Origin of the sequence: Candidatus Spongiihabitans sp. (genome assembly GCF_965237845.1) — a bacterium.
In the GTDB taxonomy this organism is placed as follows: Bacteria; Pseudomonadota; Gammaproteobacteria; order Arenicellales; family Poriferihabitantaceae; genus Spongiihabitans.
In genome coordinates, this window is the sequence record NZ_OZ250154.1 from 17,618 (window position 1) to 40,965 (window position 23,348).

Annotated in this window: 20 protein-coding genes and 5 pseudogenes; 5 read left to right on the forward strand and 20 right to left on the reverse strand. The window is 54.2% G+C overall.

All coding sequences use genetic code 11. The features are described from left to right. Position 1: 1 nt before the first annotated feature. Positions 2–1,618 (reverse strand): glutamate synthase-related protein, encoded by a 1,617-nt coding sequence (locus tag ACPXXB_RS00090; RefSeq protein ID WP_423908124.1) that lies wholly within the window; start codon positions 1,616–1,618, stop codon positions 2–4. A 349-nt stretch (positions 1,619–1,967) separates the two neighbouring features. Further along, positions 1,968–3,185, reverse strand: coding sequence for a cation:proton antiporter (locus ACPXXB_RS00095; protein ID WP_423908125.1), 1,218 nt, complete (start codon positions 3,183–3,185; stop codon positions 1,968–1,970). Between the two features lie 335 nt (positions 3,186–3,520). Here ACPXXB_RS00095 and ACPXXB_RS00100 point away from each other — a divergent pair, with 335 nt between their 5' ends. The 4 genes and pseudogenes from ACPXXB_RS00100 to ACPXXB_RS00115 form a co-directional block, all read left to right on the forward strand. Next, complete coding sequence (locus ACPXXB_RS00100) at positions 3,521–3,721, forward strand: cold-shock protein (protein WP_423908127.1); 201 nt, start codon at positions 3,521–3,523, stop codon at positions 3,719–3,721. A 151-nt stretch (positions 3,722–3,872) separates the two neighbouring features. Continuing rightward, positions 3,873–4,133 (forward strand): RNA recognition motif domain-containing protein, encoded by a 261-nt coding sequence (locus ACPXXB_RS00105; protein ID WP_423908129.1) that lies wholly within the window; start codon positions 3,873–3,875, stop codon positions 4,131–4,133. Positions 4,134–4,435: 302 nt separating this feature from the next. Beyond that, positions 4,436–6,304: a translational GTPase TypA gene (gene typA / locus ACPXXB_RS00110; protein WP_423908131.1), complete on the forward strand. Its 1,869-nt coding sequence runs from the start codon at positions 4,436–4,438 to the stop codon at positions 6,302–6,304. Positions 6,305–6,469: 165 nt separating this feature from the next. Then, positions 6,470–6,541: pseudogene (locus tag ACPXXB_RS00115) on the forward strand (elongation factor P); the annotation flags it as partial. Positions 6,542–6,715: 174 nt separating this feature from the next. On the opposite strand, the pseudogene ACPXXB_RS00120 reads toward ACPXXB_RS00115, so the two are convergent. From ACPXXB_RS00120 to ACPXXB_RS00195, 16 genes and pseudogenes are all read right to left on the reverse strand, one after another. Next, a pseudogene (locus tag ACPXXB_RS00120) lies at positions 6,716–8,034 on the reverse strand (heterodisulfide reductase-related iron-sulfur binding cluster); the annotation flags it as partial. A gap of 70 nt (positions 8,035–8,104) precedes the next feature. Beyond that, positions 8,105–8,517: pseudogene (locus ACPXXB_RS00125) on the reverse strand (rubrerythrin family protein). Positions 8,518–8,732: 215 nt separating this feature from the next. Beyond that, positions 8,733–9,691 (reverse strand): annotated as a pseudogene (locus ACPXXB_RS00130) (IS5 family transposase). Positions 9,692–10,000: 309 nt separating this feature from the next. After that, on the reverse strand, positions 10,001–10,744 hold the full coding sequence (locus ACPXXB_RS00135; protein WP_423908133.1) for a 4'-phosphopantetheinyl transferase family protein: 744 nt from the start codon (positions 10,742–10,744) through the stop codon (positions 10,001–10,003). Beyond that, a complete protein-coding gene (locus tag ACPXXB_RS00140) occupies positions 10,725–11,960 on the reverse strand; it encodes a hypothetical protein (RefSeq protein ID WP_423908135.1) in 1,236 nt (411 codons plus the stop codon). Before ACPXXB_RS00140 ends, ACPXXB_RS00135 begins: the two co-directional genes overlap by 20 nt. Before the next feature lie 66 nt (positions 11,961–12,026). Continuing rightward, positions 12,027–12,776, reverse strand: a complete 750-nt coding sequence (locus tag ACPXXB_RS00145; RefSeq protein ID WP_423908136.1) for an outer membrane lipoprotein-sorting protein — start codon at positions 12,774–12,776, stop codon at positions 12,027–12,029. Beyond that, positions 12,773–13,999 carry an ABC transporter permease gene (locus tag ACPXXB_RS00150; protein WP_423908138.1) on the reverse strand — a complete coding sequence of 409 codons (1,227 nt, stop codon included), beginning with the start codon at positions 13,997–13,999 and terminating at the stop codon, positions 12,773–12,775. The genes ACPXXB_RS00145 and ACPXXB_RS00150 overlap by 4 nt, the downstream gene beginning before the upstream one ends. Beyond that, a complete protein-coding gene (locus ACPXXB_RS00155; protein ID WP_423908140.1) occupies positions 13,992–14,705 on the reverse strand; it encodes an ABC transporter ATP-binding protein in 714 nt (237 codons plus the stop codon). Before ACPXXB_RS00155 ends, ACPXXB_RS00150 begins: the two co-directional genes overlap by 8 nt. Then, positions 14,702–15,223: a 3-hydroxyacyl-ACP dehydratase FabZ gene (fabZ, locus tag ACPXXB_RS00160; RefSeq protein WP_423908142.1), complete on the reverse strand. Its 522-nt coding sequence runs from the start codon at positions 15,221–15,223 to the stop codon at positions 14,702–14,704. Before fabZ ends, ACPXXB_RS00155 begins: the two co-directional genes overlap by 4 nt. 16 nt (positions 15,224–15,239) lie before the next feature. Further along, positions 15,240–16,457 (reverse strand): beta-ketoacyl-[acyl-carrier-protein] synthase family protein, encoded by a 1,218-nt coding sequence (locus ACPXXB_RS00165; RefSeq protein ID WP_423908144.1) that lies wholly within the window; start codon positions 16,455–16,457, stop codon positions 15,240–15,242. Positions 16,458–16,465: 8 nt separating this feature from the next. Beyond that, the gene (locus ACPXXB_RS00170; RefSeq protein WP_423908146.1) at positions 16,466–17,398 is read right to left on the reverse strand and encodes an ACP S-malonyltransferase; all 933 of its coding nucleotides are present in this window, start codon (positions 17,396–17,398) and stop codon (positions 16,466–16,468) included. Continuing rightward, positions 17,392–18,573, reverse strand: coding sequence for a beta-ketoacyl synthase N-terminal-like domain-containing protein (locus ACPXXB_RS00175; protein WP_423908147.1), 1,182 nt, complete (start codon positions 18,571–18,573; stop codon positions 17,392–17,394). Before ACPXXB_RS00175 ends, ACPXXB_RS00170 begins: the two co-directional genes overlap by 7 nt. After that, positions 18,540–19,379, reverse strand: a complete 840-nt coding sequence (locus tag ACPXXB_RS00180; protein WP_423908148.1) for a hypothetical protein — start codon at positions 19,377–19,379, stop codon at positions 18,540–18,542. The genes ACPXXB_RS00175 and ACPXXB_RS00180 overlap by 34 nt, the downstream gene beginning before the upstream one ends. Beyond that, a complete protein-coding gene (locus tag ACPXXB_RS00185) occupies positions 19,366–20,310 on the reverse strand; it encodes a hypothetical protein (RefSeq protein WP_423908150.1) in 945 nt (314 codons plus the stop codon). Before ACPXXB_RS00185 ends, ACPXXB_RS00180 begins: the two co-directional genes overlap by 14 nt. After that, positions 20,307–20,630 (reverse strand): hypothetical protein, encoded by a 324-nt coding sequence (locus ACPXXB_RS00190; protein WP_423908152.1) that lies wholly within the window; start codon positions 20,628–20,630, stop codon positions 20,307–20,309. Before ACPXXB_RS00190 ends, ACPXXB_RS00185 begins: the two co-directional genes overlap by 4 nt. Next, a complete protein-coding gene (locus ACPXXB_RS00195) occupies positions 20,584–20,898 on the reverse strand; it encodes a hypothetical protein (protein ID WP_423908154.1) in 315 nt (104 codons plus the stop codon). The genes ACPXXB_RS00190 and ACPXXB_RS00195 overlap by 47 nt, the downstream gene beginning before the upstream one ends. Before the next feature lie 112 nt (positions 20,899–21,010). Here ACPXXB_RS00195 and ACPXXB_RS00200 point away from each other — a divergent pair, with 112 nt between their 5' ends. Then, positions 21,011–21,790, forward strand: coding sequence for a LytTR family DNA-binding domain-containing protein (locus tag ACPXXB_RS00200; RefSeq protein WP_423908156.1), 780 nt, complete (start codon positions 21,011–21,013; stop codon positions 21,788–21,790). A gap of 55 nt (positions 21,791–21,845) precedes the next feature. Here the strand turns inward: ACPXXB_RS00200 and ACPXXB_RS00205 are convergent. Both ACPXXB_RS00205 and ACPXXB_RS00210 read right to left on the reverse strand, forming a co-directional pair. Next, positions 21,846–22,255: pseudogene (locus tag ACPXXB_RS00205) on the reverse strand (redoxin family protein); the annotation flags it as partial. A 675-nt stretch (positions 22,256–22,930) separates the two neighbouring features. Continuing rightward, positions 22,931–23,074 carry a hypothetical protein gene (locus tag ACPXXB_RS00210; RefSeq protein ID WP_423908158.1) on the reverse strand — a complete coding sequence of 48 codons (144 nt, stop codon included), beginning with the start codon at positions 23,072–23,074 and terminating at the stop codon, positions 22,931–22,933. Between the last annotated feature and the right edge of the window lie 274 nt (positions 23,075–23,348).

Genomic DNA, 23,348 nt, shown 5'->3' on the forward strand with positions numbered 1-23,348 from the left:
ATTATTCAAGTTGCCCGACACCGCCATATTTAACGCCAGTGAGGCAAGCCATATCGCGATCGAATGTGGTCAGATCATCGATATTAAAATCGCGCAGGTTGTGGTGTCCGCAGGCTCGGGCCAGGATAGACATTAATTCCACAGACGCGTTCAGGAATCGGTTGAGACGCTCGGCCGCCTCATCAACAATCAATCTTGCCCGCAGATCCTTTCTTTGGGTGGCGATGCCGACCGGGCAGTTGTTGGTATGACAGGCACGCATTCCCAAACATCCGATTGCTTGCAGGGCTGAGTTTGCAATGGCCACGCCATTAGCCCCCAACGCCATGGACTTGGCAAAATCCGCTGGCGTGCGTAAGCCGCCGGTTGCGAGCAGGGTCACATTTTGGCATCCCGAACTATCCAGATGGCGTCGGGCTCTGGCAACCGCGGGGATGGTGGGCACCGAGATGTTATCCCGAAAGATCAGCGGAGCGGCGCCGGTGCCGCCGCCTCGCCCGTCAAGGATGATGTAATCCACGCCAACTTCCAGAGCCGCATCAATATCTTTTTCGATATGCTGGGCTGACAATTTGTAGCCGATGGGAATGCCACCGGTTTGCTCACGCACTTCCACCGCGAAATCGCGTATCTGTTCGACCCGGTCCCATTCTGGAAATCGCGCTGGCGATATCGCATCCTGTCCGGGTTCAAGCCCGCGCACTTGCGCAATCTTGTCCCGCACTTTGATTCCCGGAAGATGCCCGCCGGTACCGGTTTTTGCGCCTTGTCCGCCTTTGAAATGAAAAGCCTGGCATTTTTTGACTTTGTCCCAACTGAAACCAAAACGGGCTGAAGCCAGTTCATAAAAATAACGCCGATTGGCTTGCTGCTCTTCCGGCAGCATACCTCCCTCACCGGAACAAATCCCGGTGCCAGCCAGATCGGCGCCTTTAGCCAAGGCGATTTTTGCCTCTTCGGACAACGCCCCGAAACTCATATCCGACACCAACAACGGCATTTTCAGTTTCAATGGTTTGGCGGCATTCGGGCCGATGACCAATTCGCTGTTGACCTCGGCATCATCAAGCAAAGGCAGGGCCGCCAGCTGCCCGACAATGAATTGCAGATCATCCCATTTTGGCAGATCGTTGCGCGACACCCCCATCGCACTGACCGGGCCGTGATGCCCGGTTTTTGACAACCCTTCGCCCGCCAGTTTACGAATCAGTTTGACATGCGGCTCGTCCGCAGTGCCCACCGGATCCTGAAATGAGCCTTGATAGGCGTTGCGGTTATAGGGTTGAGGGTGATTGGTTTCCCAGGCGAGTATTTCATCTTTATCAACCCATACCTTGTGGTCTTCAATCCAGCACTCGAATTTATCCAGATATTCCGAATTGTTATATTCGCTGATTCCGGTGTCGACGCGGTAATCCCAACCATGCACACCGCAAATGATATTGTCCCCGCTGATCTGTCCATCGGCCATCAAGGCGCCACGATGCGCGCACCTGCCGTACAAAACCGACACCTCATCATCATAACGAATCACCACCAGGTCAACGTTGGATACTCTCGCAGCGAAGGGTTCACGATCATTTAATTGTTTCAGGTCGGCAATATCAATTTTGTTCATTATTCGCTCTCCAGGCAGAAAAAGCTATAAGGTTGTTGTTGAATAGAAGGGGCCGTATTTGTTGGCGACTCTATATGTCCTAGCTCAATACCGATGGGACAAAATCGGCAGTTTGAGTGAGTTGTTGATACTACCACATTGTTCCAATCCTGCTCCACCGTGAGCGGGCGCGAGCACCAAATCGCCGTTGCCGCGAAGGTGTGCCGTTGCGCTTGATCCTGTGCCATTAGCCCGTGTTTGAGAAAAAAATAGCAGTTTAGAATGGTGTTGAGCGTTGACGGGTTTTCTATATGGAGTTTTGGAAACCCTCTATTTATTGACAATTAACGGGCATCCTTTATTCAGCAGATTATTTTTCGGACAACGATGGCACCGAGTATTTGCTGCCACCGTACCTTGAAGCCAGAGGCATGGCTGACAACCCGTGGGCAAATACGCTGATCAAAACAGCGACGAATACGATATTGGCGACGATGTCCGGGTGCGGCAGCATTGCATCTCCAATCACCAGCAATACGAACAGTATCGAGGCCAGACCGCGAGGCCCAAACCAGCCAAGGAACAAAGACGTTGGCAGGTTTATTTGCAGTCCTCGCAATGACAAATGCACGGGCAGCATTCTCATAATGGTGAGGCTGAATACCGCGAATATCCAATACCAGATATTAAAACCAACCAACGCCATCGGTAACAATAGGGCGCCGAAGATGAAGAATGTGCCCAAGGTAAAAATTTGACCCTCGGTTTCGACAAACTCGAATAAATAGTGACAACGATTCTTCAGCAGGTTGCCAAACACAAGGCCGCCCACGAATGCGGCAATGAATCCGTTTCCATGCAGCGTTTCGGCAACGATGAAACACAACCCGGCAATGCACAAAGCGATAATGCCTTCGCCGCTGGAAGAAACCCATCCACGCTTGCTGGCGGCGCGGATCAACCATGCGCCACCATACCCAATGGCGATGCCGCTGAGCGGGCCGAAAGCAAGCTGAAGCACTGCAAACTTGAACCAGGCCTGGTTATCGTTGGTCATGATAGCGCTGGCGATACTGGCGAAAACCAAAATAATCGGCAATGCAATGCCGTCGTTCAAGCCGCTTTCAACATTCAGGCCGGTCTTTACCGGCTCTGGAACTTTATCGCTGGACACGACAACCTGCCCAAGCGCAGCATCGGTGGGGGCCAGGATAGCGGCCACCAAAGCGGCTTCGCAAAATGTCAGCCCGAGTGGCAACATACTCGCAACCGCGGTTCCAACCAATATGGTCAGGGGCATACCGATAAGCAGCATGCGCTGGGGGATGATGTGATCCTTTTTCAGCTTGTTGATATCTATCCTGGCCGCATCGCTGAATAATACCAGAATCAAAGTGACCTCCAACAGCAACTTCAGCATGTGCTGCTCTATTTCAACATGGAGGAAACCGAGTCCCGGCGCGCTCAGCACGAACCCCGCGAAAACAAATACCATCGGTGGCGTAATCACGGCGGCACTCAGTTTCCTTGAAACCAGGCCGAATCCCAGAAATACCAAAGCTACGGCAATCAGCGTTAAATGTTCCATATCGTCATCATTTTGGAAGTCCGGGAACAGTATACACAAATAATATTCAAAGTTTCCGAAACCAGATATAAAAACCCCGAAGCAGACCGCGTATCAATCAAGGCTCGCCACAAAGACTGAATTCCAGACCGGGTCTGACCCATAAATCATATAAAATTATAATTTCTGTTATATTTCTGGCAAAATCAGATAAATTGCCTTATAGTATGGCGTGTATGGCGACAGATTTTGTTATTGGCATTTTGGTTGTTCCCTCCGTGTTACCTCGCTGAATTCCCTGTTTCATCAACTGTACGCATTTCTTTTTTTAAAATTTAATTCAGGTAAAAAGTTTTATGACTACAGGTACTGTAAAGTGGTTTAATGAAGCCAAGGGTTTTGGTTTTATTTCACAAGACGATGGTGGACCAGATGTATTCGTCCATTTCCGCGCAATCAACGGCACAGGTTTCAAAACCTTGAGCGAAGGTCAAAAAGTTACATTTAAGGTAGAGGATGGCCCAAAAGGCCTCCAGGCAACCAGTGTTACCGCCTAGGCCAATTTCATTTAGACTTGCTCTTATTATGGGCATGATCACGTTTGATAGGCAGATATCAAGAACCTCGCCGTGGCGAGGTTCTTTTTTGAGACCATTGTTTAAGACTGTTATAGATACAACATTTCATACCGTAAAATGAGGAACCGTATTGAAAAAATTATTTATTGGCAATTTAGCTGCCAGCACTAAAGAAAACGATCTACAGACCCTATTTTCAGAATTTGGCACTGTGCGTTCCTGCAAACTTGTAATGGATGTTTTTTCAGGCCAATGCAAGGGTTTTGGTTTTATCGAAATGGAAGGCCATGAAGCACGCGCCGCTATTGCCGGCCTGAATGGCAGGGATTTTAACGGCAAATCAATCAAGGTAAACTTCGAAACGCCCAAACCGAAACGCGGACGTCGATAGCCATTAATCTGGCTGCCGTAAATCGAGCTGCCGTAAGCGAGCTTTGAAGATCGCCGCTGGTCGTTGCTACTGATTATTCTTGATGACGCGGCTTCGCCAGGTTTGATCTGCCTATCGGCAGCAGAGAGACCAGGCGTGCCTTGTCTCTATCCCCGTCTGGCATCCATTTTGAACTTTTCAGTGCCCATACATTCCGTATCCGCAGGGGAGGGCTTAACCCTCCCCTGCCTGTTTTTAATGAGATATTTCACGGCCCATTCAGTTAGGCAGCCTTTATATTCAGCCCGACCGGCCGAGAATTAATGCGTTCATATATTGCCGATTCGATTCGCATGAGAAAGAATATGTCCATCGCCCAACTTCGTAATATCGCGATTATCGCCCACGTAGATCACGGTAAAACAACTTTGATCGACCGGCTGTTGCAACAATCCGGCACCCTTGGCGATCGTTTCGGTGCGGTGGAGCGAGTTATGGATACCAATGACCTTGAGCGCGAACGGGGCATCACCATCCTGTCGAAAAACACCGCAATCAACTGGAATGGTTACCGCATTAACATCGTCGATACCCCGGGCCATGCCGACTTTGGGGGTGAGGTGGAACGGGTGTTGTCGATGGTGGATTCGGTATTGTTGTTGGTGGATGCGGTTGAAGGGCCGATGCCGCAAACTCGTTTTGTCACGCAAAAAGCCTTTAACCATGGTTTAAAACCTATCGTCGTAATCAATAAAATCGATCGCTACAGCGCTCGACCCGCCTGGGTGCTGGATCAGACCTTCGACCTGTTCGACCGCCTCGGAGCAACTGACGAGCAGTTGGATTTCCCAGTGGTTTATGCCTCTGCAATTGAAGGTTTTGCATCAATGGATGTCGATACCAGGACCGACGACATGTCAGTGTTATTCGAGACTATTGTTAACCATGTTAATCCTCCCCAAGTGGATGTCGAAGGGCCATTCCAGATGCAGGTGTCCTCGTTAGATTATTCCAGATATGTCGGCACCATTGGGGTGGGTAGAGTTGCTCGGGGCAGTATCAATCAAAAATCCCCGGTGATGGTAATAGACCGCCAAGGAAAGGCACGCAATGGCAGAGTATTGCAAATTTTCAGCTTTCACGGGCTTGAAAAAGTAGAAGTTACCAGTGCCAGTGCGGGAGACATTGTAGCGCTGACTGGTATAGAGAATCTTTCTATCTCGGACACGTTGTGCAACCCTGATCAATTAGAGGCGCTGCCTTCATTGAGCGTGGATGAACCGACGGTACGGATGAATTTTCAGGTCAATACCTCTCCATTCGCAGGACAGGACGGAAAATTTGTCACCTCGCGCCAGATCGCAGAACGCCTGGACAAAGAACTGATTCACAATGTCGCGCTACGGGTCGAACAGACTGCTGACCGGGACACATTTGCAGTTTCCGGTCGTGGTGAACTACACCTCGCGATATTACTGGAGACCATGCGTCGGGAAGGTTATGAAGTTGCCGTATCCCGCCCCCAGGCAATCTCCCGGGTTATTGATGGCGTGCTGTGCGAGCCATGGGAAGAACTCAGCGTCGATGTCGATGAAACAAACCAGGGTGCGATTATGGAAGCATTGGGCAGTCGATCTGGCCATCTTCAAGACATGCAACCTGACGGAACGGGCAGAGTACACCTGAGATACAGCATTCCAGCGCGTAGCTTGATTGGATTCCAAACTGATTTCATGACGCTGACCTCAGGCAGCGGCTTAATCTACCATGTATTCGATAAATACGCCCCGGTTGCGAGTGGAGGAATTCATAATCGACGTAACGGCGCCCTGATTTCAACCAGTACGGGCAAGGCATTGGCATTTGCATTATATAACCTGCAGGGGCGGGGTAGAATGTTTATCAAGCCCAATACCGAAGTTTATGAAGGACAGATTATTGGCCTGCATTCCCGGGACAACGACCTGACGGTGAATCCCTTGAAAGGAAAACAACTCACCAACATTCGTGCTTCCGGTAAAGATGATGCCATCGTCCTTGAACCGCCCATCAGGCTAACCCTGGAATCAGCGATCGCGGTTATTGACGACGATGAATTGGTAGAAATAACCCCGAACCATATCCGTATCCGCAAAAAGCAGCTCAAGGAGCACGCGCGTAAAACAGTTTCGAGACTGAAAAAGACCGCCTAGTCAATTTTCATTCGGGGTATATTCATCCGATACCTTGGTTATATCGAGCATCGTCCAGTTAATTCTGGAAAACCGTCATGCTTGGAAAGTGTCGTTTGTCGCTTAGTCTAGAGTTATGATTGTAAGCGTAATTGTAATTGGCCACACTAAGCCTCAGACAGCGGCAAACCAGCAACCATCGAAATCGGCCACAAAGTAACCGTACCGGTCTTCATCCACGTCGGCGAAAAAGTCAGGGTGAATAACCGATGCCGGCGCGTATATGGAGCGGGCTTAGGCGGGAGTGCCTGTGTTCCGAGTCAAGTCTTTTTACGCTGTTGGGGCGTACTGCTCCACCCACGGCAGCCCCGCCGTGCAATCGCATTCAGAGGCAATAACATCTTTCTCATCACCGCCACCAGGGCCGCTTGGTCAAGCCGCGCAATCTCTTTGTTCAACCACCCGATATGCCGCTCGCATGAACTCCCGCAAGAGCGAAATGGGATGCTCGGTTCTGCTGTCGTCGGCCACGCCATGCTCGATAAAACGTCCGGCCATGGGACAATCACTGCCGTAGTGATCGGCCTCGGCCTGCTTGACCTTGTTCACCACCGGCCGCGCGATGTTACTGGCGGTTTCATAGAACTTGCTTTTCACGCCGTAAGTTCCGTCATGACCGGAGCAGCGCTCAATCGTCACCACTTCGGTGTCGGGCACGAGTTGCAGGCACTGCTTCGTTTTCATGCCGATTTTCTGCACCCGCTGGTGGCAGGCGACATGCTACGCCACCTTGCCCAGCGATTTTTGAATGCGGTATTCAGCAATCCTGCCTAGTGACGCTGCATGAGATATTCAAACGGGTCAAATACCGCCGCGGCAACCTTTTGCACGGCTTCGGTCATCAGGGAAACAGCAACGGCAACTCCTGGCGCAACATCAGCACGCAGAAAGGCACCGGGGCGATGATGTCCCAGCCCCGCTCCACCATTTTTGCCAGAGCGGGGATATTGGCCTGTTTCGCTTTGCCCACCACTTTGAGGTCACCCAGCTCCAGTTTCGGCATGCCACAACACTGCTCCTTGTCAACCATGGTCACCCTGATTTGGTTGTGTTCAAGCACTGCAATCAGGTCTTCGCCCGGATCAGGTTCATTATAATTGCCACAAACAGGTAGCGAAGATGGCGACCTTTCCGCTGGTGCGACCGGCTGTGCGGATGCTGGCGTGCGCCGGTTCGATTTGGTCTTGTTCGATTTGGTCGCGGATTGGGGTTTGCGTCTTTTACGCAAGGTGCCTCTGTGATAGGTCGGGATGCCCGCTTGGGGATGCGCACCCAGTGCATGGCCGAGCAGCTTGCGCAACGGTTTTGATTGGTTGGCTGCATTGACCGCATTCACCACGATAGGAATTCCCGCCAGTTTGCCAACGACATCGGGCGATGCCAGGATTTTTTCGCTGGTAGTCACCCCTCCTTTGCGGAATTTCACCGCCTTGGCGCGCAACATCAGATGGGGGAAATCGATATTCCATTCGTGGGGCGGGATGTACGGACATTTAATCTGGTAACACAGGTCGCACAGGTAACAGTGATCCACCACTTTCCAGTAATCTTTCCGCTTGACCCCGTCAACCTCCAAGGGTTTTTGACCCATCCACCAGATTAAACAGGGTCGGAAGGGCATTACACAGGCTCACGCAACGGCGGCAGCCATGACAATGGTCGAAAACCCGCTCAAGTTCACCCAGTATGGATGCCATTTGGATTTTATTTGAAGTCAACCGCCACCGGGAACCGCCCGGTGACAGTAGCAAACCGGGCCGATTACAACTCGTCCAGCGCTTTCTGGAAACGGTTGGCGTGGGAGCGTTCGGCTTTACCCAGGGTCTCAAACCAGTCGGCGATCTCGTCGAAACCCTCGTTTCTAGCGGTCTTAGCCATGCCCGGATACATGTCGGTTATTCATGGGTTTCGCCAGCAATGGCCGCCTTGAGGTTATCCGATGTGCCGCCAATGGGAAGCCCGGTAGCCGGGTCGCCAACTTCCTAGAGGTATTCAAGATGCCCGTGGGCGTGGCCGGTTTCACCCTCTGCGGTGGAGCGAAATACCGCGGCGACATCGTTATACCCCTCGATATCCGCCTTGGCGGCAAAATACAGGTAGCGGCGATTGGCCTGAGATTCCCCGGAAAAGGCATCTTTCAAATTTTGCTCGGTTTTTGAATCGGTTAAATTCATTGTCGTTTCTCCTAATCAATAGTGTTAGCGCGGAAATTTCATGTCTTTTGGGACATGCACGCATTCTAGGGAACCTCTGATTAATTAAGGAGTAATGCGCAAATTCAACCACTCGTCATCTAGAGTTTAACTTTTGCGCCATAAATGACTTTTCTGTGTCGATAATTTGTCCATCACCCATCTTATTAGCAATGCTTTATGCTTTTTCCCCTATCTCAGGCGCAAGCATCCTGTGTCGACCTCAATAAGTGCTTCCTGGCCATCGATAAATTCACTAACGCGCAACTCGTTAATACCCAAGCCGCATTCTTGTCCAAGCCGCGATACCGCACTTTGGTAAAGCCAAACTGACACTTCATCACCCTGAACACATGCTCTACCCGGCAACGAACCCGGGCCTTGACCCGATTCTTTGCCTTGTCCGCGGATGATAACAAGCGGTTCCGATAACCCTTCTGATTGGTAAAGTCTTTAGCTTTCGGCGCCCGCCTGGACAACACTTCTTTTTGACCGCTATAGGCCGAATCTCCCCACACCTTGGTTTCTTCTCCCTGCAACAAATCTTCCAGAACCTGAGAATCGTGGGTATTCGCCGGGGTTACCGCAACCGAGTGAATGAGCTTACTCCGGCTATCAACCCCAACATGCGCCTTCATACCAAAATACCACTGCTGACCCTTGCGGGTCTGGTGCATATCCGGGTCTCGTTGGTGGTCTTTATTCTTGGTTGAAGTCGGTGCGCTAATTAAAGTCGCATCCACTATCGTGCCTTTCGATACAAACAGGCCGTGCGCCTGTAAATAAGCGTTCACCTCATGAAACAGCTGCTCGCACAAATCATTCGCTTCCAGAAGATGGCGAAACTTGCAGATCGTACTCTCATCCGGCCCAGATCAATATCGACAAATTCACGTGACGCAGCACTATCATACAAAGCTTCTTCCATCGCCGGGTCCGACAGATTGAACCAATGCTGCATGAAGTGAATTCGTAACATCCGCTCTATGCCAATGGGTCGTCTGCCACTGCCTTCAGGTTGCGGGTAGCAGGGGGCAATGACTGCACTCAATGCTGCCCAGGGAATGATTTCATTCATTTGGGCAAGAAACTTTTGTTTTTTGGTTAATTTGCTGTATTTTGCAAATGTCCCTTCCGCTAATGTCGTTTGGCGCATGATAAAATCCTCGTTTCATGAGCAATGTGATTATCTCATGTTTTGGGTTTTAATCAGAGGTTCCCTAGGATAAATCTCTTCATTATTCTGATTGATTGTTTTAAACACTTTAATAGTTATATTCCATTATAAAAGGCGTATGGGCACTGGCCCGACACAGAGAGTTTTGGCTGAGATGACCGTGGCGGGGACATTTCCCTCGATTTATCCATTTCACTGGCTGATTTTTCGAACTCGTTCGTGCCCGTCGCCGACAACGCTTCGAGAGATAAACACTTGGCGACCAAGGAAACATGCCGCCGTTGCCAACTATTCGGCGAGGCGTATTTGGCGGACCTGTACCCCCTCGGTACAGACTGCTCCAGCAATTCCAGCGAGGCGGAAATCAGAGAACGAGCAGGCAATCGGCGAGACGCTCAGTCCGGTTGCGATCGAAAACAGGCGTCGGAGACCGGCCTCAAGCCCCTGCCCGGTCATTTTGCTGAAAGCTTCCATACGCACCCAAATCTCGGCCTCAGTCAGACCCGGGTGGAAAAATTGCTCACGACGGGACAAAAAATCATCGAACAGCCAACGAAAATTCGCCAAGCGGTGCTCGTTGAGGAATTGGATGTCAGCCCCGATACGAGCGCCCCGACATAGCGCAATCACACAGTAGCGGCTTTGATAATAGGACAGACTGAAGGAAACGGACGCATCCTCACCGGCCAAACCGGGGCGTCCGGTGGTAAGAACCGTCATGTTGATATCCTGATGCGGCTTGTTCAAAATAACGGAGAGAATCCGGCACAATCGAGTGCGCACGGCGGCGAAACGAGGGTCGTAAGCCGGTGCGCGCTCAATTTCGGCGGTGCGATGCTGCACCATCGGCAGATGCTTCATATTGCTCTTTGACGAGAAGGAAAATATGGGCAGGCGGAAACCATGCAGCAGAATATTACCCGACGACAGCATCGCACGAAGCGAATCTGCCTGATGAGCGCTCGTGTCTTGCCAGCCAGCCGGTCCAGCTATCACGATATCTGCCGATCGCTTAAAAATTGACGGTGACATAAACCGCGCCCGACAGTCCTTCGCCACGCAACGCAAACTCATCCAGCCCTTGGCCATACGAATAGCTGCCCCAAACACCAATTAGCAAGTTCGATTCGGCATGCTCGAAACGCAGGCTAAGGATGCCGCTGTTATCAACGAGACCGTGGAACAAGGTCGTTTCAGCCTCAATTCCAAGGTCGAACAGGTCGGGTTGCCAAGCCCGGATGAAACCATAATGTTGCCGTAACGTTGAGGGCGCCAGCAATTGACCAATCCGCAAAAGATTGCCGGCCGACGGATTACCAGAACCCCCCCGTTCTTTGGCGCTGTTGTTGGCAATTAGGCAAGCGATTTCACCCCACTCGCTATCAGAGTAACCGTTGGCATCATAATAATATTCAAAGTTAACCATCGCTCCGGATTCCGCCGTAGCACTGAAACCAACGCTGGCCTGTGAGTAAAGGCGATCGACATCGCGGCTATGAGTGATAAGCCCGCTTGGCGGGGATGCAGAGCATGGATCGACACCGACATCGGCCTGAACGCCGGCCCGGTCACGCCCCTGGCGAAGCGTCATATCCCCATAAACCAGCACTGCATCGTCAAGCGTTGTTGACCAGGACAGTCCGGCCCCACGCCTCTCATCTTCGAACAGCAGCAGCGTAAAGTCGGCATTCCATTGGGGCAACAAAAATTCCCCCGCCAGCAGAGCGCGTTGCGGGGCGTCCGAGTTCAACGCGACGGTCGCGGGAGCCCAATAGCCGCTCACGGTGAAAACATCGCCGTACAGGGCTTCAAAGCCGAGCATATCCTGCCCCGGCACCTCTCTGCGGCGGCGACTCTCATTCAAAGAGTGGTCTAGTTCCAGGGGATCGAGAAACACATCGAGAGGATTCACTCCGTAGGCCTGGCCGAAGACAATGTTGCGCCGACTAAGGTGCAAAAAGCGCTCATCGCTCAGCGCATATTCGACGTACAACTCGTCGACATCGGCCTGCGCTTGCCACCGGTCGGCGACCGACTGGCTACGGCCGCGGACCTGGCTGACCAGCATCAGCGGCCCTTCCCAAACCTCAACGCTGACTACCGCGGTTACCGACGCAGCGGATATTTTTGGTTCGCCTCGTTGCAATTTTGCTGGCAAACGTGAGCTATTATCCTGGTTGTCGCGCAGGCGAAAATCTACCAACCCGCCGAGCGAGAAAGTCGATGGAACATCGTCAGCCCAAGCCATCGGAATGACAGATAATCCAATCGTTGCTGTCAGACAATAAAAAGCGATGCACGACCTCATAAAACATCACTTCAGGCGCTTGAGATAGGCCGGCTGAAACCAGGCATCCGGTGTGTCTTCGAGCACAAAGTCGGAATACTCCAGCAGAATTTCCCGGTCTCCGCGGAGATGATCCACCACCCGCAGGCTGGTTGGCCGCCGACTGCCCAATACCTCCCGATAGCCTTCAAAATAAGCCGTCTTCAGTGACCGATTGCCGGAAGAAGCATAAAAGACGGCACTGAGAGGACGCGCTTCATCGCCGCCGACCAGCAGTTCGATCCGCGCATAAGCCGCACCCTTCGACTTTCTGGAGAGGCTTAGCAAGCGGCGGCTTTCACCGTTCTCGTCGGCCTGTTCGGCAACGGAATCAAGCGCGTAGTCCAACGCATAGACAGTGCGGGCAATATCGGCGCTGGCAACCCCGCCTATCACCTGCTGTTGTGGAGCAATGCGCAAGGCTCGGCGAGTCCCGGGCACATAAATCCACATATTGCGTTCGACAAACAGAAGCGCCCGTCCGGCGTTACGCGCCGGCTCGGTGTAGCGCACCAGGCTTTTCACCCGATCCTTGACCCGTATCGACATTTTCAGCCGCTTGCCCCTGGCATCGGTGATCTCGGCGGTGAAGGTAAAGTTTTCGCCTGGTGCGCGCACCGCATCCACCTTTTCTAACAGGTTCTCGTCCGCCGACGCAGCACCCGCCGCTAGCACCAGAGCAAAACTGAAAATGACAGCGACGCAACCGCCCACATGCTTTACGATCGAAGCAGTCATGACTTTTGCAGGGCTTCGACGATGCGGATTCTGGCTGCTGTCAGCGCCGGATAAAACGAGGACAAAAGCACGGCCGTCATGACAACGGCAAAGGACTTCAGCAATACCTCACCGGTGATGGCAAAATAGGCCTGATGACCCTGAGACATACCCGGCGGCGGTGGCATCGAAATACCGCCCGCCATATCCACTGCGGCGGCGATCAGCCAAGAGGCGAGGATGCCGAAGACGCCGCCGAGAAGGCCGATTCCGATACCTTCCCACAGGAACATCGCGATCAAGGTAGCACGGCGTGCGCCGATGGCCCGCAGGGCGCCAATTTCCGCGGTACGCTCCAACACCGCCATGGTCATGGTGTTGGCGACCGAGAACATCACCACCAAGCCGACGATACCGGCGAAAATGGTGAAAATGCCAGTGTACAGCGAGACCACTGCGGTATAGAAGCCGGCGAGTTCATCCCATCGGCGGGTTTCGAATTCGCGCTCAAGAAGGCCAAGACGCCGCTGGATCTCGGCGCCCAGCTTCGGCAGATCGTCGGTGCTCTCAAGCAGCACGATAATCCGTTCGACTTTGTCGGTTTCGCGCGCCCGCTGCGCCAGCTCGATCGGAATCTTGACAAACACGCTGTCGTATTCTTTTGAGCCGGTCCGGACGATGCCAACGACTTGAAAATCGACCGCGTTGATGACGCCATCGAGCGAGCTGGTTACAACCGTGACCCAATCGTTGAGCTTCGCGCCAAGCCCTTTTTGTAGCTCTTCACCGATCACTCCGGCCTCGGTATCACCCGCACGCAGATGGCGGCCGTCAACCACGGTTTCAAAATCGGCGAAATCCTGTTCGCGCTCCGGGTGCACGCCGATCACGGAAACATTAACCGTTGCAAGACCTGTGCTAGCGAGGCCGGAAAAGGAGAGCCGCTGCGTGACGGTGGAAACACCGGGCAGGTCATTGAGCGCATCGACAACCTCTTTATAGTCGGCAATCAGCACCGATTCCGGGTCGGAGACTCGTTTTTCCCAGTAACCTTTTGCATAAATCTGCAGGTGGCCCAACTGGGTGCGAATGGTGGTCTCCCGAAGACCGGTGAAAGAAAACTCTATAAACCCGCCAAAACAAGCCATCGCGGCAAAGCCGACGACGATCGAAAAAACTGTGATGATGGTGCGGCGGACGTTGCGAAAGATATTGCGCAAGGCCAGTAGCATAAGATCAAGCATGGGCACCGCCCTCGGCAAATTCGGTTGCCGCCGGGGTTTCGACGACATGGCCATCGACCAGACGCAGGCGGCGGGTGGCGTAGGCTTCAATCATTTGGTCGTGGGTTGAAAAGACAAAGGTCACTCCACTGTCGCGGTTCAGCCGTGCCAGCAGCTTAATGACATCAAGGGCGGTTTCCTGGTCGAGATTAGCGGTCGGCTCATCCGCCAGAATGATTTTCGGTTTACAGGCCAGCGCCCGCGCGATGGCAACCCGCTGGCGCTGTCCGCCCGATAATCGGCCCGGAGTTCGATTCATGAGCCCGGCGAGTCCGACCCGCTCGAGCAGCGCCTTGGCACGCGCCATGCGTTGGCGACCACCGACCCCTTTGAGAAAAAGCGGCCATGCGACATTTTCCGCCGCGGTCAAAACCGGAATAAGGTGAAACGACTGAAAAATGAAGCCGATCTTCTCGTTTCTGAGATTCGCCAAGGCCCGGTCCTTGAGCCCGGCCAAATCTACCTTGTCGATTCGAACAGCGCCGGAATCCGCTCGGTCGAGCCCGCCGATCAGATTGAGCAACGTGCTCTTACCGCTCCCCGACGGGGCGGCCACGACCGCGAAATCAGTCTCCCGAATTTCAAGGTCGAGCGCACGCAACACATGTATCCTGGTCTCGCCGGAAGGGAAGGATTTGCAAACCGACTTGAGGGAGATGATGCTCATCGCTCTGGCCGATACCGCCCGGTTTGTGCGTCTGTCATGGCAACGGCGGCAAGGATCAGATCTCCCGAAGCGACGATGCCAGCGGTGGTTTTTGCAACCCCTTTAATCCGTGTCATGCCTCCTATCTGGCGCACGAAACGCACATCCATGCGCAACTGATCGCCCGGCACGACAGGCTTCTGGAATTTCATGTTGAAGCCGACGCAAAGTAACTGTCTGCCGAAAGCACGGTTTTCAATGTCTGGGATGGCGTCTTGGTCTTCATTCCCAGCATCGACGGGGTATCCAATAAAAGCCGATGTCTGTAGCAACGCCTCGGTAATCAACGCGCCTGGCATAATCGATCGATCTGGAAAATGCCCTTGGAAGTGTGGTTCGTTCGCCGAAACATTTTTGATCCCGATGGCGAACCCTCGCCCGCTCTCCTCGATAACGTCCACCATCAAAAACGGGTAACGGTGCGGCAGGCGATGCTTGATCGCCTCGATATCATACCGATCGGGCAAGCCTACGGACACAGCGATATCCTCATTACTAGTGCAGCTCCAACAAAACGCAACAGTTGGCGCCGCCGAAGCCAAACGCATTGGATAGCGCCAGTCGCGGAGACCCGGTTCGCGCCTCGGCAGAACAAGCCACGGGGTTTTGTGCATCCGCTTCTACAAAGTGAATCGTCGGCGGAATATAGCGACCGTGTTTTCCAGCTATCGCCGCGACCGCATTCATCGCTCCCGCGGCGCCAAGCGTGTGGCCGAGCATTGACTTAATCGACGAACAGGCAATCTCCCCAGCGCGACGGCCAAAAACCTTGTGAATAGCCTTGGCCTCGGTCCGGTCGTTGTGCACCGTGCCTGTGCCATGAGCACATATAAAGTCGATATCGGCCGCATCCGTGCCGGCCATCTTAATGGCTTGCTGCATACAGGCAGTTGCCCCGATCGCTGTCGTATCTGGAGCGGTCATATGATAAGCGTCCGAGGTCAACCCATAACCGCGGATCGTTGCCAAGGTGCTTGCGCCTCGTTTGGCGGCAAAATCACCGGCCTCTACGATTAGAAGCGCGCTACCCTCTCCGAGTATAAGCCCTTGCCGGTTGCGATCAAAAGGACGGCAGATATTCGGGGATACATTGCGCATGACGCTAAACCCGGAGCAGGAAACTTCAGACATGGTGTCAAACCCGCCAGCAATAACAACATCGGCCTTATCAAAGCAGATTAGGTCACAGGCGACGGACAACGCTAGATTAGATGAAGTACAGGCGGTTGAAAACAACAAGTTTGGCCCTAGAAATCCGCTCTCAATACACAAGCGATAACCCGGTGCGTGCATCGAATAATCTCGTAACAGCGACGGTCGGCGCCTGCCTTGCCGCACACCGCGATAATAGCGCAACCCAGTCAGCGCCCCGCCAAGGGTGGAACCCAAGGCAACCGCGCCGCGCCCGGGCGTGACACCGTGTAAGTCAATCTCTGCCATGGCCACGGCTTGGGAAAAAGCGGTAAGCACCAACTCGGAACTGCGCTCCATTTTCCGCTTTCCTTGTTTTTCATGGATTGGCTGTAGCTCAAAATCCACCGCCTCGCAAGCCTGCGGGTTACGCAGACCGGTCGCGTCAAAGCTGGTTATCGGCCGTTGTCCGCACCTGCCCTGACGCATGGCATCGACGAAACCATCAAAATCGCCTGCAAGCGCATTCACCACGCCAACGCCAGTGATGACGGCTTCACGCTGTTTCATCACCGGAATCATCAAGCGCCCTATTCCTTGCCCATCCGGGCGGCTTGGACAGCGCGTTGCAGCAATGCTGGCGTACCCGTGCTCATGACCGAAAGAGCGGGGACATGGCGCATCATCAAACCGGTCAACACCCTGCTCGGTCCCGCTTCGAAGCCAAGGGTAATCCCGGCTTTTCGCATGGCATCCATAACAGCGGTCCAGCGCACCGGCGCCATCATATGCCTTTTCAAGTCCTTGCGTACTGTTTCTGCTCGGGTTAGTGCCATGCCATCGCAATTACGCAGCACCGGTACCGACGGCGTACCGACTTCAATGGTCTCAACCGTAGCGGCAAACTCCGCGGCCTCCACGTCAAGAAGCGGGGAGTGAAACGCGCCGGATACATTCAAGCTAGACCACCTTCCGCCAAGGTCGGTGAACAAAGCACGCGCCTTCTCGAGCGCGCCACGCTCGCCGGACACCACAATCTGGTCGAGAAGATTGAAGTTGGCGGACCACAACGGCAATCCGGACTTCTCGAGTGCCTCGGTGACGGTCTGCTCATCCAGTGCGTGGACAACGCCCATGCCACCGGGGCGACGCTTGCCGCTTGCAGCCATCAACCGTCCGCGCTCTGCAACCAGATGGGCCGCATCGCTGAGCCGTAGCGAACCGGAAATCACGAGGGCGGAGAAATGGCCGATGCTGTGCCCGGCATATAAGTCTGGTTTCACCCCTTCATCCAGTAGAATCCGCGCCAAGCTTACCGAAAGGGCGAAAATCGCCGGCTGCGCCCTGTTTGTTTCTCTCAATACCGCATCCGGCGTTTTCAGCACATAATCCATGATCGGAAGGGATGACGCGTCGGCACATTCTTCAAGCGTTTCAACGACACGACGCAGGCCAATCAACTTTCGTCCCATGCCAAAAAACTGCGCACCCTGCCCTGGAAACAAAATAGCCGTACTTACCACGAGTTTCTCCTTACCAGCGCAGCACCGAAAAGGCCATTCAGACTGATGCCACTGCACAACGCCGCATCGATACCGGCCGCGAAAGCGCCATCGCAGTCCAGCGAGCCTGGAACTTTATCGCGACGAATGATTTCTGTGGCGAGAACCGTATCAAGCATGGTGGCGGCACCCATCGCATGGCCGATATTGGTTTTGGTCGTAGCCACCATTGGGATACTATCACCGAAAACTGACCTAATAGCAGCGGTTTCAAGGCGGTCATCGACATCGGTATTGGCGGTCGCGGACAGGATTATATCTATGTCGCCTGGCAAAGCATCAGAATCTTCAAGGCACGCAGTCATCGCAGCCGCCAGACCACGGCCGTCTTCCGCTGGATAGGCAAGCTGCCAAGCATCATTACTGAAACCTGCTCCGGCCAACTCGGCTAGGGGTATCCCGCCTCGCGTCAGGGCGAAATCCGTCGGCTCAAGAACCAGCGCCGCTGCGCCTTCTGAGGATATGGCCCCGCGGTTTTTAGCGGCGGGCGAGCCGCCAACAGGACTGGCCGCCGCCTGCCAGCGCAAGACTCTGAGTGCCGACTGCGTCGCTTCACAAAGCTCATCCGAGCACAAAGCAATCACCGCCCCGACTTCCGGCCGAGCCAGTAGCATTTGTGCTTGATATAGAACTGAATGACCGCAACAGCCGGAAGCCAAAGATTGAACCGGCCCTTTCAGACCAAAATGAATACTCACCAAACTAGCTGGCGCGTTGAATACGGATTCCTGAAAAACCCGGGGCTTGACGCTGGCGGGGCCACGCTCAATCAGGTCATCGTAGATCTCCTGAGTGGCCGCCCCCGGCCCGTTTGAAGTGCCATAAACAAGACCCATGGATTGCCCACTCCCTCTCATGTCAGCAGCGATGCCAGCTTGCTCCAAAGCCAAGTGCACGGCCACGATGGCAAATTGAGAGACCAACGGAGACCTCGAAAGTTGGCTTGAACGCAACAACCGACGCAAGTTGGGTTTCGCCGCCTCCGCGCATAACAATTTGCTCTGGTAACGCGAGCAGGGCTTAAAATCCAACCGGTCAGCGTCCAGATGAGACCAAAGCGCATCCACACCGATGCCAAAGGAACCGATGGCGCCAATGCCGGTTATTGCGATGTGCCGATCGAGGTCAGGTGCCATTTTGCCAATTCCCGAAGAAGCGGGTTGTCGGTGACCGCGCCCAGATGCTCCCATAGCCCGGCGACCTCCGTAGCTTTGCCGATACGCGTCATCATAGTGGCACGGGCTAGATAATACTCTTCCTGCCAGATTTTTGACTGTAGCAAATCGACATACTCCGGATTGCCCTCAGGGGCGGTGACCCAGTCGTGCAACAGATTGAAGTCCGCAAGCCCCTCTTTCCTGCCGCCGAAAATCGACGGCAGGCCGAGATAGGTAGATGCCCGGATAAGCCGGATTACAGGATCATGCGGCGCGGCGGCGATGGCCTTGTCCAAATCGCGGAAACTTGCCCTTACATGATGGAGCCGGACAAATCCGGGTCCCGGGACGATTTGCCAAAGTCCCTGCACCGGAAAATCCCGGGCCAACAACGCATGGGCCAAACCGCGCCAGGCGCGTGCGTGCGTAAGATCGGGCGCTTGCTCAAGCACATCATTAAAAATTTTGATGGCTACGTTGGACCACGCCGTGTCACCGGTAACCGAAGCTAACTGGGTTGCCACCAGTCCGGCCGTAAAACGATCTCCGTCCAGCTTGTTTTCCGCAATCCAGATGGGCCCATATTCAGCAACCCTCGCGGTCTGCCAAGCCCGTTCGGCCATCTCGAGACTGTGGATCTGCCCGACATCTACGATTGACTTCTGCGCGGGCAACACTGGCGCGCAACCGGATAATAAAAATCCATACCCCGAAATCAGTAGCCCGGTCGTGAGCCAAGCCGCCAAGATGGCTTTACGAACGTTGCGACCCCTAGGTTTTCGCATCTTGCGCCTCCCTGATGTTATGTTTCAAGCATGGTAGTAAGCCCAGCGTCTCCCGGATGACGAGGCGTTTAAAAAACCTTTCAATGACATAAGGAGCCAGGATGCCGCGCAAGTCGGATGCCATGCTGGTCTCTTCATCCATGCGAATCATGCGCACAAGACTCATCACCATCGGCAGGACTTTGAGGCCATATCCGGTCGAATTTTCGTCGGATGACAGATAAGGCTTTTCAAAAAGGGCGGAAAACCCGATCTTTTCATAGATGCGTCGCTGAAAGACGAAGGAGTCGTTGAAAATAAACCAGATACTCTTTTCAGCCGCAGCCTCGACCACGCATTTGAATAGCCCTTTCAACAAAAACGGATTAAAGCGGTGGGTACGGATCAGGCTGAGACGGCCTATCTCCGCAACCGCACCCTTGCGGCGCCAAGGACCCAAATCGATATTCGCCTCACCTTCGATGGGCAATCCATGCTCCCCATGGTCGAAGAAAATACAGATCGTACCCACCGGTTGGCAATTTTCAATGGCGATGAAAGCAAGGAAACTTCCTTCCCGCTTACCGTCCGAGGCACGATGTTCCCGGGCAATAACTTGGGAGTCGATCTTGCGACGAGCACCAATCGCTTTTTGTAGATCGGAGCGGTAAGCGTTGGCAGCCACTTTGTAGAAGGTCTCCCAGTCTTTCAGCGTTTTTGCCTCGCGGAAACTGTATCCTCCAAGGTCAAACTGGCTCTTGCGTTCGTGCGCTGGAGCGACCGCATCGCCGCTTCTCCGCAACGCATCAAATCGTCCGATAAAGCAGAACGGCGGCTTATGGCGCAGGAGATCGCCGCCAAAGTGCTGCGTTCGATCAGTTACTCTGTTGGCCCGTGGGTAATGTGGGTTTTGACGCATTTCAGAGGTATGGCAAGAATGAAACTCAATCATGGGGCGGGGTTTTCGACGGACATCTCGACGAGCATCTTTTTGTGCATTTTCTCCCACAAGGGTTTGTCAGGCTCAATCTCGCGCAGGTTTACGTAAATATCGACCATATTCGCGGCGCGCTCCGCGCTGGGCGAGGCATGGTAAAGGTTGTGAAGCACTTTCATGTCGACTAGTGCATCGTCGGCACGACCAAAAAATTTCGGCATGGCGAGGTTGACATTAGCCCGCACCAGCCGCACTACAAAGTCGTCAGCGCCAACCTCAAGCGCCCGGTCAATGGCTCGCAGGCCACGGTTGGAGTAACGGATTTTGTTGACCACTGAGGTAGAATCGCGCGCGCAGGGTGGAAACGCTGCCGGAATACACCAGCACGCGAGCGTTATCGGCATCCTCATCAAGGAGCTCGGCCAGCGTCTCGGCAGCTTGTACGCCAGCAGCGACATCGCCGTCTCGAGCGCGGTCATGCAGGCTAACCGCAGCCTCAAGCCGCGCCGTCACATCTTGGGCGAATAACGGTATTGACGCCGTCAGCGCCAAGAGCACGAAGAGGATGCCGACCGGCTTGAATTTGAAGATCGAAAGGAACATGGGATGCCTCCGTAACAAGTAAATGACAACGACATTAACCATACCAGCGCGGACATTTGCAATTTTCTTCGTGAATTGCTAGACTTTTTCGCTAACCGCCCATAAACCACCGTTGACGATTCGCGAACAGACTTCATCCCTTGGACTGTTGGCCCAGCTTTCCACAGCCGTGCTCATAGGCCTCGTCCTCGGTGCGATAGGGCCTTTTGGCACTTTCGACGCGATGTCGGCACCGACGCGTTATTTCTACTGGAGCGTTTTGGTGCTGCTCAACTGGCTGCAGGTGCTCATCGTCCGGCGGTTCCTCAACGCCAACCCGCTCACCCAGCACCTGCCAAAAGCACTCCTCGGCGTGCTCGCTGGAAGTCTGTCCGCGATCCCGGCAACCTTTGAAGTTTTTTGGTTTGAAAGCACTTTTCGCGGCACCGCTGCGGGGGTTCCACTGCCCGAGTTGTTTGTCTATGTGTGGTTGCTGACCCTGCTCATCGCCATCCCGGCCAGCCTGATTTTCGGCGCCGCTCCACCGCTCCAAGCGGTATCGGTAACGTCACCGCCCTCGCCACCGACCGCCCCATCACCGACCGCCCACTTTCTGCAGCGTCTTCCCGAGGACAAGCGCGGCCAACTGGTCGCCCTTGAGATGCAGGACCATTACCTGTGTGTCCACACCGACCACGGTCAACACCTGCTCCTCATGCGCATGTCCGACGCCCTCGCCGAGCTCAAAGATGCCGATGGCCAGCAAACTCACCGTTCGTGGTGGGTCGCCCGCGCCGCGGTGAAAGGCCTGAGCAAACGCGGCACGACCCCGATGTTGCGCCTGAAAAATGGGCTAAACGTCCCGGTCAGCCGTAGCCACTTCGCCCGTTTGAGGCACTCGGGCTGGTTGTGAAGCCGCACCCACGGTATTTTGCCTCGGTTGGGGCTTGCGCATCAGCCCACCTTTGTAGGAGATTCAGGATGGTTTCGGCGTCGCTAACCTCGAAATTTGCCCCTTCCTCGACATTCAGATGAGTAAGCACGCCATCATTGCGTAGCGTTGCGAACGGATGCCCATGTGCCGCGCGGTCAAATCCAGTTCCAGTCCGACCGCTTCGGTAAAAGCACCGCTGCCGTCAGCCAGCATCAGAATATTTTTCTTGACATTCTGCGCTTCGCCCCACGCCCCGCATCGTTTACCGACAAACACGCAATGGTGGCGACCCCTTTTGCCTTGATAGCCTCGTGGCGGACTACGTAACCGGCCAAGTGTGCTTGAGAACAAGTCGGCGTATAGGCCACCGGCAGGGCAAAAGCACCACTTTTTCGCGGCAAAAATTTCAGCGGCGGTCAATTCCGCCGGCCGGTCCGATGTCATGCTGGCGACGGTTACATTGGGTATTCAATCACTAATTTTAATAATCATTTCAAATCCTCGTCTATATTAGTGAACAAGGGGAACAACAATCCCCCGCTTGTTTCTGGATTTCCGCTTGCGCGGGAGCATCTGTGTTCCGAGTCAAGTCTTTTTACGCTGTTGGGGCGTACTGCTCCACCCACGGCGTGCCCCGCCGTGCAATCGCATTCAGAGGCAATAACATCTTTCTCATCACCGCCACCAGGGCCGCTTTGTCAGGCTTCCCGCGCCTGCGCAGGCTCTCATAAAAGCGCTTCATCTCCGGGTCGTCACGAACCGCCGACCAGGCGGACCTATACGAGGCCCGGCACACCGCCCGGCGGCGCCTCTCGAATGGATCGCTTGCCGCTGTCGCGCGACCAGGGCGGCCGTCGCTTCGCCAACCCCTTTCACGCTCTGATGCAGCACCGTCCGACGCGCCATCTTTTCATCGTCTTGCAGCGCCTTCCGGATTTCCCGTTCCAACCAGGCCATCTGGCGCTTGCAGGATGCCTCGACCTCTCTCGACAAGCCTTTTTCCAGACGGCCGCCCTCCTGCGAGCGACTCCGCCAACCGCTTCATCCGCCGGTTTGTGGAGGACTACAATAAAACCCGTCTAAAATGTTTGGGCTATAAAGCGCCTTTGGAAGTCCTGACTAATCAGGCGACACGGAATACAAACGCAGGCTTTTCTCGTCCAGCGCCTGAGCATCCAGCCTATCCGTCTTGGCTTCGCAACCAATGGCGCGGGCAAATGAACGCGCCCGGTCCGGGTGCGCCGCCGTGGTCGCGATCCGCATTGCTTGCCATGCCCTGCTTCAAAGTTTCCTGAATTTGGGATAGGTCAAGATTCAGCCATATCCGATATATTCTCTAAAATTTTGACCAGCAAAGCTGATGAAGTTACCCGGCGAGCGCAACGGTCGCCATTGTCGGCGCTTCGAACGACGAGTCAATGTTGAGGCGGGCGCCGTTAGCTCGCCCTACACACACTCATTACACTTGGGCTTTCTCGGCGGGAAACTCTATTCCAATTCTAAAATGATACTGAACAGGGCGTGATATTCACTGCCC